We start from the raw sequence: 12,047 nt of genomic DNA, 5'->3' as shown, positions 1-12,047 counted from the left end.
AATATATGGTTTTAGGTGTTAATAATAATTTCAATTTACAATATGAAGCCAGCTTAAACTCTCAATAAACTCCCATATTTCTCTTAAGGATTTGTTATTTTTGAAGCTAAAATACCTTGATGAAAAGACTCCTTTTACTCCTGGTGGCTGTAAGCTTTTTTGGCTGCGCTACAACAAAAAATATTGACAATTCAAATATTAAATTGCGCTATTTAGACGATGTGGTACTCCCGCAAAATCTTGAAGTTGAAGGCACCATAGTGGGCGGACTTTCAGGTATAGATTTTCACAATGGCAGTTATTACCTTGTTTGCGACCAGGCTTCCAATCCGCGAGTTTATAAAGCTGAAATTCCCTTGTTGAACCGATCTATAGACACAGTTTTAATTACTGAAGTTATTAAATTGAATAGAAACTATGAGTTTTACAAACAACACACGCCCGATCTAGAAGGATTTAGATTTGATGCTGAAAAAAATGAATTAGTATTATCAGCCGAAGGTTCTATTCAAAATGGGAAAGATCCCTCCGTTTTTCATATTTCTACCAAGGGAGAATTTTTATCAGCTTACGAAATTCCGGATTATTTTAAAGCTTCGGGAGAACAAAAACCCAGAAATAATGGAGTTTTTGAAGGTTTAGCCCAAAGTTTTGATAAAAAAGCTTATTGGGTAGCAATGGAACTTCCACTGGAAAAAGATGGTCCTAAACCTAAAATCTATGCTACAAACTCGCCGGTAAGAATTACCAAATACAATAAAAATACGCAAAAGCCAGAACGACAATTCGCATATAAATTAGACGGAATTTCAAAGTTTCCAATTAACTGGTTTGCTGTAAATGGGGTTACCGAAATTTTGGAATATGCTGAAGATAAATTTCTTGTTCTGGAACGCGCTTATTCTGCCGGGTATGGCTCTAACGGGAATACGGTCAAGATTTTTGATGTAGATGCTTCAGAAGCTACCAATACTTTAGCACTGGAAAATCTTCGTAAATCTAATTACCAGTATGCTGAAAAAAGACTGGTTTTCGATTTTAAATCGGTTAAAAATTTCCTCACCGAGGAAACTATAGATAATATTGAAGGAATGACCTTTGGCCCCGATTTACTAAACGGAAAAAAATCTTTGTTGCTGGTTTCAGACGATAATTTTAGTAGCTTTAGTGATCAAATTACGCAGTTTATTCTTTTAGAACTGGAAATAAAATAAATATGAAACCATATCTTTTAGTTTTGAGTCTTATTTTTTTAACCTCCTGCAATTTTGAAGATAAAGAACCAGAGGAAATTATGGAAGCTGCCAAAGATCCTTCAGAAGCAATTACCACCTATTATTTTATACGGCATGCTGAAAAGGATACCACAGATGCTCAAAACGAAGACCCCGAATTAACCGAAACAGGTGAAAAAAGAACCCAGGATTGGGTAAAAACCTTTAAGGATATAGATTTTGATCTTATATATAGTTCAGAATACAAAAGAACCTTAAATACCGCCCGGCCTATAGCTGAAGCTAAAAACAAAGAGGTTAAGTTCTACAATACAGAAAAATTAAACGATAAAGATTTTCAGAAAAACACAAAAAATAAAACAGTTTTGGTAGTTGGGCATAGCAACCTAAACCCCGAATGGGTAAATTACATCTTAGGAAGAAAAAAATACCAGGATATTGATGAAAAAGTTTACGGTAGTTTATTTATAGTAACCGTACATCCAGACGATTCAAGAACTTCACAAGTTTTATATGTGAATTAAAAAATGTAGTTTAAAAACTAAAAGCTTTCAAACTACATTTTTATATAATTATTACGAAAAATTATCCGTTTAGAATATTAATCGCTTTGGCGTTTACAAATTCTTTAAGTCCGAAGCCACCGTGTTCACGGCCGTAACCTGAATTTTTCACTCCGCCAAAAGGCATATTTGGTTGTGCAAGCCCGAATGAATTAATAAATACCATCCCGGTATCAAAGTGCTTACTGGCCAATTCTACGGCCTTATCTACATCTTCAGAGAAAATTCCCCCTCCAAGTCCAAAACGGCTATCATTAGCAATTCGCATTGCATCTTCATCATCTTTAGCTTTTATCAACGAAGCCACGGGTCCAAAAAGTTCATCGTCGTAAGCAGGTTGGCCCGGCTTTACGTTTGCCAAAACGGTAGCAGGATAATAAAAGCCATCACCATCGGGAATTTTACCGCCGCATAGTACTGCCGCTCCTTTCTTCACACTGTCTTCAACCTGTTCGTGCAATTCTTCGCGAAGATCTTCTCGTGCCATTGGCCCAAGGTCGCTCTCATCACTGGTTGGATCTCCAGCTTTTAAATTCTTCATCTTTTCTACAAAAGCTTCTTTAAATTCATCGTAGACTTTCTCGGTAACCACAAATCTTTTGGCAGCCACACAGGTTTCGCCATTATTATAAACTCTACCTTTTACGCACCATTCCACAGCTTTCTTAATATCGGCATCTTCAAGTACTAAATAAGCATCATTAGAACCAAGTTCCAAAACAGTTTTCTTAAGGTTAGCGCCTGCTTTTTCACCAATTATTTTCCCGGCTCCCGGGCTTCCGGTTAAGGTTACACCCCTCACAAGATCGTGTTCAATTATAGAATCTGACTGGTCGTGGTCTATTAAAAGCACTTTAAAAAGGTCTTTGGGCAAACCGGCTTCTTTAAATATTTTTTCGAGAAGTAATCCTGAACCGGTCACACTTTCAGCGTGTTTCAGTAAAACTCCATTTCCAGCCATAAGGTTGGCAATTGTATATCTAATTACCTGGTAAGCGGGGAAATTCCAGGGTTGGATTCCGTAGATTACTCCAATAGGTGAGTAAGTGATTATTCCGCGACCGCCATCTGGCAACTCACGTTCTTCATCTTTTAAATTTTCGGGACCATTGGCTGCTGTCCATTCACAAATTCCTGCACAAAGATCAATTTCCTGTTCTCCTTGCTTGAGTAATTTACCCATTTCGGCAGTCATTAATTTTACCAATTCGGCTTTGTATTCGGTTAGCTTCTCCCCTATTGCTTTAATTACCTCAGCTCTTTGTTTTGGAGATTTTTCACGCCATTTTAAAAATGCCTGGTGACATTCTTCCACGGCATCTTTTGCTTCCTGGTCTGTAAAATATTCGTAAGTGTCTAATTCTTTACCCGTGGCCGGGTTAATGGTTTTCAATGTTTTCTCTTTCATAACTATTTTTTTGGAAATTTAAAGTTATGAACTGAGGCAAAGAATGTGAACTAAGGCGTTGTTAAAGCTTTTAAAACAACACGTTAATTAGGAAGAATTAACAGGTGTGCGTAAGAATATTCTTCAGAATTTAATTCAAAAGATTGACTTCTATATTTCTGTTTTCAATTTTGGAGAGTAATTCCAGTTGCCGGGCTTCGTAAAGATCATCTAGTTCATTTAGAGGAGTATCCAAATCATCGGTTTTGTAATTCTCATAATCTACAAACCGAATGCCCTCTATAGTTCTGGGGTTGTAAGCCTTTCTAAATCGCAACCCGCCCTCATTAACTTCAAAACTATATGCAAGATAATCTACGTGGTAATTTTGGGTATTAATCCAATACATATAAACATCTTCGTGATCTGTACCTCCACCTTCTGCATTAAAAGTAACCTTTATTTCATAATATTCTTTATCGTTAATGGTGTCTTTTCCTATTAATTCTTTATTTACTGCGGCATCATTTAAACCAAAAGGCAGCTGCACAAAATAATGAACCGAATTCACTGAATTTGCATAAACGTTTTTCATAGAATCTGAAAGTTGTACTGCGGTATCTTTGTAATAACGGGTAAAACCTTCATTCTTTACTACGTCCCGGTATTGGGTGGCGGTAGAATCGGCCAGGATGCGCTCTAATTCAAATTTCCCACCTTTTCTACTACTGCTATAGGAACCTTTTCTAAAATCGAAACTTATTTCGGCCTTTTTATAATTTTCTCCGCCTGCATTTTCAATGGCTTTATCTATAATTTGCTGCGCAGTTTCTTCATTAGAATTACATGCAAAAGTGAGTGCTATAATAAGTGCTCCTAAAAAGTATTTTTTCATCTTAAAAATTATAAAGATTACAGGCTGTTGAGATAACAAAATGGTTTGCAAAGGTAGATAAAATGATGAATTGACGGGTAACATTAGTCACACATAGCAGTTGTGATTTTCCTTATTTCATTTTCATTTTACTATTTTGCGGCTTCAAACTAAATACACCTATGAAAAAACCAATTTTACTTTTAGCATTTTTAAGCTTTGGATTATTCACAGCCTGTGACACAGATGATGATTCACCAAATGAAACACCGCAAATTAATGAAGAATTACTGGGCATCTGGTATATAGACGCTCTAATTGTTGAAGGTGAAGAAACACCTTATAACGACCACGAAGATTGCGGTAAGGATTATGTTGAATTCAACGAAGACGGAACTTACAGACAGATTGATATATGGGGTTGTGAAGAAGACGTTGATGAGGAAGGAACATACACCGCGACTGGTAACACCATTAGTCTTACCGTTTCTGGAAATGATGTGGTTGTTATGGATATTGTTACCCTAAATTCTGAAACGCTCCTCGTAGAAGGAATGGATGATGTTGATGATGACGGGGAAGAAGAAGGGGTACAACAGAGGTTTACAAGGGAATAACGGCTAATCCAACGGAAATTCGATATAAAGTGTTACGAATTCTGTAAATACAGGTAATGTTTCTGTAAAGCTTCCTATTTTTGTTTCTTATGAAGAAGACCAGCAATACCATAAATATAAAAAATCGAAAGGCTCGGTTTGAATATGAAATCCTCGATAAATATGTGGCCGGGATAAAACTGGCCGGTACCGAGATAAAAGCCATTAGGCAGGGAAAAGCTTCTATAGCCGAAAGTTTTTGTGAATTTCAGAATCACGAATTATTCGTGATTAATATGCACGTTGAAGAATATTCTCACGCCACTCATTTTAACCATAATCCAAAAAGTGAGCGGAAACTCCTTTTGCAGCGCCGCGAATTACGAAAACTAGAAAAAGAAGTAAAGAATTCCGGACTTACCATTATTCCGCTGCGAGTTTTTATTAACGACCGCGGACTCGCGAAAATGCAAATAGCGCTTGCAAAAGGTAAAAAACTCTACGATAAAAGAGAGACTATTAAAGACCGCGAAAGCAAACGAAAATTAGACAGGATTAAGAAAGAATACAAATAAATCCTGGATGCAGCCGGCAAAACAGATTCTACCGCTAATCGTTTTTTCCCAGTTTTGCTGCACCTCGCTTTGGTTTGCCGGTAATGCGGTGATGCCTGAGCTTTACCTCAATTTTAATTTACAAGACGAAGCTTTAGGACATTTAACCTCTGCGGTACAATTCGGTTTTATTCTGGGCACGCTCATCTTTGCTTTTCTTAGCCTTGCCGACCGGTTTCCACCTTCAAAACTCTTCTTTATCTCTGCGGTTTTTGGAGCAATTTTTAACCTAGGAATTGTTCTCGAAAACAACAATTTAAACTCCTTACTTTTACTGCGTTTTCTCACAGGATTTTCCCTGGCTGGAATTTATCCTGTAGGAATGAAGATCGCTGCAGATTATTATGACATGGGCCTCGGGAAATCGCTCGGTTATTTGGTTGGAGCCCTGGTTTTAGGTACTGCTTTTCCGCATTTTTTAAAGACTTTCACCGGTACCGAAAACCTACCCTGGCGTTATGTTATTATTGCCACTTCCGGTTTCGCATTTCTGGGCGGATTTTTAATTTTTCTATTTGTTCCCAACGGTCCATTTAGAAAAGCAAAGGGCAAGTTTAAAGTTGATGCTGTTTTTAGCGTTTTTAAGAATAAAAATCTGCTTAGCGCCGCTTTTGGTTATTTCGGGCATATGTGGGAGCTCTATACTTTTTGGGCTTTTGTTCCAATTATTTTAGCGACTTATAAAATTTCGTTTCCCGAAAGTAATTTTGATATTCCGTTTTGGTCATTTATAATTATTGGAATTGGCGGACTTTCCTGTGTTTTGGGTGGTTATATTTCAGAAATTGCCGGGATAAAACGAACCGCTGCGACCGCTTTACTCCTATCGGGTTTATGTTGTATAATTTTTCCTTTCATTTTTCTACAGCCTTCAGCAACAATACTCATCTCATTTTTATGCTTTTGGGGAATTATGGTAGTCGCCGATTCACCTCTATTCTCAACATTGGTAGCTAGAAACGCCCCACCGGAAATTAAAGGCACAGCCCTTACCATTGTAAATTCCATAGGTTTTGCCATTACTATTGTGAGTATCCAGTTAATTACTTATTTGAATCAATTGGAACCGGTGTATAGTTTAAGTTTGCTTGCTATAGGACCTGCCCTGGGTTTGTGGGGATTATTTCAGAAAAAAGTACAGCTTTAGCAAACAGATAAATAGACTAAGCATAATTATTTTGCCTAATTTGGCCACTTCTTAAATTCATCATCATGCATCAAAAAATCATCATCATTTTTCTTATTCTTTCATCAATTAACTTAACTGCCCAAATTACCGGCAAGGTTACCGATACGGAAAACGAAACGCTCCCCTATGTCAATATTTATACTGAAGATGGGAGATTTGGAACTACGACTAATGAAAATGGCGTTTATGAACTAAAAATAAATAGGCCGGGAGATTACAATTTAGTCTTTCAGTTTTTGGGTTATCAAACTCAGAAAAAAACTATTTCAATTGAAGAATTTCCCCACGAATTAGATATAAGCTTAATACCCGAAACTACCAGTCTGGATGAAGTAAATATTTCTTCAGGTGAAAATCCCGCAAACGCGATAATCAGAAAAGCGATAGATTTCAGAAAACGAAACGCCGAAAAACTTGAAGCTTATACCGCCGATTATTATTCCCGCGGATTATGGCGAATTAAAAATGCCCCGGAAAAAATACTGGGACAGGAAGTTGGCGATCTTGGCGGCGGACTCGACTCTACCCGAAGCGGTATCGTTTATTTAAGTGAAACAATTTCTGAAATTTCATACAAACGTCCCGATGATTTTAAGGAAAAGATTATTGCTTCTAAAGTGAGTGGCGACGATAATGGTTTCAGTTTAAACTCGGCGCAGGAATCTTATTTTTCATTTTATGAAAATACCATTGAGATTAATAGTGAAATGGTTTCTCCAATCGCAGAATATGCTTTTAACTATTACGATTATAAGTTAGATGGAATTTTTTATGATGAAAATGGGAACCTCATCAACAAGATAAAAGTAAGCCCGAAGCGTGAAAAAGACCGTGTTTTTTCAGGCCATATTTATATTGTTGAAGAGCTTTGGCAAATTTTTGGTGTAGAATTGCAAACCACCGGTCAGGCCGTACAGGTGCCTCCCATTGAGACTTTAGATTTTAAACAGAACTACCGCTTTTCTAAAGAAAACGGGTTTTATGTTCAAATTTCACAAACGGTAGATTTTGAATTTGCCATGTTTGGAATTTCAGGAGATGGAAGATTTACAGCGGTTTACAGCGATTATAATTTTGACCCAGAATTCAATAAAAATGATTTTGGCAGAGAGATAATGTCTTTTGCCGAAGCTGCCAATAAAAAAGATTCGGCTTACTGGGAAAAATTGCGACCGGTGCCTTTAACAGATGAAGAAATTAACGATTATGTAAAGAAAGACAGCATTCAAACACTTAGAAATTCTATGCCCTATTTAGATTCTATAGATAACGTGCGAAATAAATTCAATTTAACCGATCCTGTTTTCGGTTATTCCTGGCAAAATTCCCACAAAGACAGGTATTTTAATATAAGTTCCCCGCTTATGGGTACACACTTTAATACCGTGCAGGGCTGGAATACTTCTACCACCATTTCTTACCGCCAAAATGATAATGAAAATGAGAATTCCGGGGAATTCTGGCGTTTGTACTCTACACTTAATTATGGATTCAGTGATGACCGCTTTAGGATAAAAGGTGGGTTTCAGAAACAATTTAATAATTCCAGCAGGCCAGTTTTAAGTATTTCCGGCGGAATTGAAACCGCACAAATTAATGACAGAACTCCAATTTCTGAACGATTAAACGATATTACCACTATCTTTTTTGAAAGAAATTACCTGAAGCTTTACGAACGTTCCTTTGCTGAAATTGCTTATCAGCAGGAAATAATGAACGGGCTCTATTTTTTTGGAGACTTTAGTTATGAAAGCAGGAACCCATTAATCAACACTACCGATCAGGTAATCATTGATAATGACGATGTGCAATACACTTCAAACAATCCTCTGCAACCCGATAATTTGGGTTCGGTGCCATTTAGAGAACACGATATTTTTAAACTAAACCTTAATACCCGAATTAGGTTTGGACAAAAATATATGAGTTATCCAAGTGGGAAATTTAATATTAACAACGAGAAATATCCTACACTGTATTTAGGCTATGAAAAAGGTTTTGGTGCAAGTATAGAAGAATATAATTTCGATCAATTTAAAGCTTCGGTTACACAAACATTTAAACTGGGCAATAAAGGTGAATTTGGTTATAACTTAAATGGGGGAACGTTTTTAAATGCTGAAGATATGGCGTTTGTAGATTACCGCCATTTTATTGGCAATCAAACGCGGGTAAACAATGGATTCATCAATTTATCAAGGTTTAATCTTTTACCCTATTATGCGATGAGTACTAATAATACCTATGCTGAAGCTCACGCCGAACACGATTTTAAAGGCTGGATTTTAGGGAAAATTCCCTTTTTAAATCAGTTGAATTATAATTTAGTTGTTGGGGCGCACGCACTTTATACAGAAGACCAAAAACCTTATTCTGAATATTCTGTAGGTATAGATAATCTCGGTTTTGGAAAATACAGACTGCTAAGATTAGATTACGTGATCTCCAATATGGATGGCCAACGGGAAGGCGCTTTTATTTTTGGACTGAAGTTTTTGGGGGTATTGGACTAATTTTCTTAAAATTAAAGCCTTAATTTTTTGTTAAAAAAAGATGTATAGATATCTTCGCTATCACTAATCATCTTCAAAAAAAATGAAAAAATTATTATTAAGCTTTACACTTTTATGCTTTAGCCTATCATCTTATTCACAAAATTTTCAACCGGGATATTTTATCGATAATGAGGGAGAAAAAATAGAATGTTTAATTGATAATCCTGAAGCAATAAAAAATCCAGAAGGTTTTCAATATAAATTATCCCAAAATGATGAAATTAAAGACAAATCAATTGAGGAAGTAAAAGTCTTTGAAATATTAAATACACCCTATAAATTTGAAAGAGCCATCGTAAATTTAGATCTTTCTAAAGATGACCATAAAAATTTGGATGATAAGAGAGATCCTAACTACACTCTGGATACACTATTCCTGCAGGTTGCTATAGAAGGTAAAGCAAGTTTATATTCTTACAAATCTAAAAATCTCCCTGCAAGATTTTTCTATAGTATGGATAAGGGAAAAATCGAACCGCTAATTTTTAAAAAGTATTTAGTTGATGATACAAAAATAAGAACCAACAATAGATACAAACAGCAATTAATAAATAATCTGGAATGCCATTCTATAGATCCGGTACAATTCTCTAATTTAAAATATAAAGACAATTCATTAATTGAAATATTCACTAAATACAACAATTGTCAAGAAGAAAAATTCGTGAATTTTACCGATAAAAGAAGAAAAGGAGAATGGAACCTGGCCGTAAAAGCGGGAGTATATTATTCGGCTATAAAATTTGTACAAATGGGATCTTTTTCAAATGAACAAGATTCAGATTCATTCTTATCGCCACGATTAGGTGTAGAAATAGAATACATATTCCCCTTCCTTAATAATAAATTTTCTATTTTATCTTCTCCGTCTTTTCAATACAGCAAAACCTCAAATGAAACATTAATTTACAAAAAAGGATTTACACCCTCCAATCCAGACGCCTGGGCAGGAGAAAAGGAAGACTTATTTATAGATTATTCTCGTATAATAATTCCTTTGGGAATTAGGTATTATTATCATCTGGAAAAGGATATAAACCTATATCTTCAGGGTGCTGCTGTTGCCAATATCCTAACAGACCCTTCTGGAGCCTATAATTTGGAGAACTTTCAATCGAATTTTACATTTGAGAAAACTATTGCAGATCCTAATATAGATCTAGGGACTGGGATTAGGTACAAGAAAATGAGTTTAGAAATTATTTATTCAATAAATAATGTAATGAGAAATGAGGGCTTTAACGGTAAACTAAAAAATCCAATCACCTTAAATTTTGGTTATAATATTTTATAAAATAAAAACCTCACAGATTTTGAACCTCTGAGGTTTTTTTGAATGTCATAGAAATGAAAAATCTTTAAGAAGGTTGCTTCGTTCCTCGCAATGACGAGTGGAACATAGGTCGCCTATTCTTCTTCCCCGGAATTATCTTTATCGGCTGAATTTTCTTCTTCAGTGGTAGCAAAATCGGTAATGCCGTTTTTAATTAGAAGGTTATACCATTGAAAGATCTTTTTCATATCACTGGCATAAACCCGGTCTACATCATAATCCGGAAGAATTTCAGCGAAATAATTCTCCAATTCAGTTTTATTAGATTTATGGCTAATTGCTTCTCCTCCATCTTCCTTTTCTTTGATCTTTTCAAAGATTTCTGCAAGCGGAACTTCTTCCGTGTACGTATAAATAGCAATTTCGCTCAATAAACTTACGTTATGGCGAATGTTCACGGCCATTTTTTTTCCGTCAGGAATTGATTTTACAATAAATCCGCCACGACTTTGAGCGGTTAATTCATATAAACCGGGTTTTCCCGAAATCGCTAATATTTTATCTAATCCCATAAAGTGTGTGTTAAATTTTGGCTGGCAAATATCAGCTGCCAGAACTAATTATCAAAGTGATTACCGGCCTTTTTTCATTTCCGGAAAACGCATTTTATACTCTATTTTTATTTTCCCTTTTGAAATGCCGGCGAGTTTTCCTTTTAGCAAACGCTTTTTTAAGCTGGAAAGTTTATCGGTAAATAAAATTCCTTCAATATGGTCGTATTCGTGCTGAATTACCCGCGCTGCCAAACCGGTAAAAGTATCTCGATGTGAATTAAAATTCTCATCCTGGTACTCTATAGTAATCTTTGGCTTTCTAAATACGTCTTCTCTAATTTCAGGAATACTTAAACAACCTTCGTTAAAAGCCCATTCTTCCCCTTCTTCTTCCACGATCTTAGGATTAATAAAAACCTTTTTAAGTTTTTTGAGTTCTTCCCGTTCCTGCAGTTCCAGTTCTTCATCTTCTGCAAACGGACTTGAATCTACAAGGAATAACCGAATAGGGCGACCAATTTGTGGTGCTGCCAAACCTACTCCAAAAGCATTATACATGGTTTCCCACATATTATCTATTAACTCATCCAGTTTTGGATAATCTTCCGGAATTTCTTTACATTTTTTTCGTAAAACCGGATCTCCGTAAGCTACAATTGGTAAAATCATTTTTTTGATTTTATTTTTTTATAATAACCTTTTTAAAAAAGTCTTTTTAATGTTAAGCTGTCCCGAAACTTCAGGATGTTTCAGCTTCTAATTTATTATTTATCCTTATTTAATTATTCGTATAAATAAGTTTGCAGAATAATCGTCGCGCTTATTTCATCTATAAGTGCCTTATCTCTACGCTTTTTCTTTTTGAGTCCGCTGTCTATCATAGACTGAAATGCCATTTTTGAGGTGAACCGTTCATCTATTCTTTTTACCGGCATTTTCGGAAATTTTTTAGTAAAAACTTTTAAAAATTCCTGTATATACACCTCACTTTCAGAAGCTGAATCATCTTTTTGCTTGGGTTCTCCCACCAACACCAATTCAACATTTTCTGCAGTAAAATATTTCTCAAGAAATTCAAGCAATTCAGGAGTCTTTACTGTAGTAAGTCCCGAAGCAATCATTTTTAGTTCATCACTTACGGCAATACCGGTGCGTTTTGTCCCAAAATCAAGTGCCATAATTCGTGCCATCTGCAAAATTTGCGCAA

At 35.8% G+C, this 12,047-nt stretch carries 12 protein-coding genes; 7 read left to right on the top strand and 5 right to left on the bottom strand.

Annotation, left to right across the window (positions count from 1 at the left end; all coding sequences use genetic code 11):
- The first annotated feature begins 119 nt into the window (after positions 1–119).
- Positions 120–1,214: an esterase-like activity of phytase family protein gene (locus BM084_RS00630; RefSeq protein WP_093302026.1), complete on the top strand. Its 1,095-nt coding sequence runs from the start codon at positions 120–122 to the stop codon at positions 1,212–1,214.
- A 2-nt stretch (positions 1,215–1,216) separates the two neighbouring features.
- A complete protein-coding gene (locus BM084_RS00625; protein WP_075326279.1) occupies positions 1,217–1,759 on the top strand; it encodes a SixA phosphatase family protein in 543 nt (180 codons plus the stop codon).
- A gap of 61 nt (positions 1,760–1,820) precedes the next feature.
- Here the strand turns inward: BM084_RS00625 and BM084_RS00620 are convergent, their stop codons facing one another.
- Together BM084_RS00620 and BM084_RS00615 are read right to left on the bottom strand one after the other, a co-directional pair.
- Positions 1,821–3,206, bottom strand: a complete 1,386-nt coding sequence (locus BM084_RS00620) for an NAD-dependent succinate-semialdehyde dehydrogenase (RefSeq protein ID WP_075326278.1) — start codon at positions 3,204–3,206, stop codon at positions 1,821–1,823.
- A 130-nt stretch (positions 3,207–3,336) separates the two neighbouring features.
- Positions 3,337–4,080, bottom strand: a complete 744-nt coding sequence (locus tag BM084_RS00615) for a DUF6503 family protein (protein WP_093302023.1) — start codon at positions 4,078–4,080, stop codon at positions 3,337–3,339.
- Between the two features lie 161 nt (positions 4,081–4,241).
- Here BM084_RS00615 and BM084_RS00610 point away from each other — a divergent pair, with 161 nt between their 5' ends.
- From BM084_RS00610 to BM084_RS00590, 5 genes are all read left to right on the top strand, one after another.
- A complete protein-coding gene (locus BM084_RS00610) occupies positions 4,242–4,676 on the top strand; it encodes a lipocalin-like domain-containing protein (protein ID WP_093302020.1) in 435 nt (144 codons plus the stop codon).
- 89 nt (positions 4,677–4,765) lie between these two features.
- Positions 4,766–5,230 (top strand): SsrA-binding protein SmpB, encoded by a 465-nt coding sequence (gene smpB, locus BM084_RS00605; RefSeq protein WP_075326275.1) that lies wholly within the window; start codon positions 4,766–4,768, stop codon positions 5,228–5,230.
- A 7-nt stretch (positions 5,231–5,237) separates the two neighbouring features.
- On the top strand, positions 5,238–6,416 hold the full coding sequence (locus BM084_RS00600; RefSeq protein WP_093302018.1) for an MFS transporter: 1,179 nt from the start codon (positions 5,238–5,240) through the stop codon (positions 6,414–6,416).
- A 65-nt stretch (positions 6,417–6,481) separates the two neighbouring features.
- Positions 6,482–8,971, top strand: a complete 2,490-nt coding sequence (locus BM084_RS00595) for a DUF5686 and carboxypeptidase regulatory-like domain-containing protein (RefSeq protein WP_093302015.1) — start codon at positions 6,482–6,484, stop codon at positions 8,969–8,971.
- An 82-nt stretch (positions 8,972–9,053) separates the two neighbouring features.
- Positions 9,054–10,307: a hypothetical protein gene (locus BM084_RS00590; protein WP_075326272.1), complete on the top strand. Its 1,254-nt coding sequence runs from the start codon at positions 9,054–9,056 to the stop codon at positions 10,305–10,307.
- 113 nt (positions 10,308–10,420) lie between these two features.
- On the opposite strand, the gene BM084_RS00585 is transcribed toward BM084_RS00590, so the two are convergent.
- The 3 genes from BM084_RS00585 to ruvX form a co-directional block, all read right to left on the bottom strand.
- Positions 10,421–10,858, bottom strand: a complete 438-nt coding sequence (locus tag BM084_RS00585; RefSeq protein WP_075326271.1) for a DUF5606 family protein — start codon at positions 10,856–10,858, stop codon at positions 10,421–10,423.
- A 60-nt stretch (positions 10,859–10,918) separates the two neighbouring features.
- The gene (gene def / locus BM084_RS00580; RefSeq protein WP_075326270.1) at positions 10,919–11,509 is read right to left on the bottom strand and encodes a peptide deformylase; all 591 of its coding nucleotides are present in this window, start codon (positions 11,507–11,509) and stop codon (positions 10,919–10,921) included.
- 113 nt (positions 11,510–11,622) lie between these two features.
- Complete coding sequence (ruvX, locus tag BM084_RS00575) at positions 11,623–12,030, bottom strand: Holliday junction resolvase RuvX (RefSeq protein WP_075326269.1); 408 nt, start codon at positions 12,028–12,030, stop codon at positions 11,623–11,625.
- Positions 12,031–12,047: the final 17 nt, after the last annotated feature.

The sequence above is a fragment of the Salegentibacter agarivorans genome (genome assembly GCF_900113135.1).
GTDB lineage: Bacteria > Bacteroidota > Bacteroidia > Flavobacteriales > Flavobacteriaceae > Salegentibacter > Salegentibacter agarivorans.
Note: the sequence above shows the minus strand (reverse complement) of the source record. Positions and strands in the feature narration are given on the sequence as shown.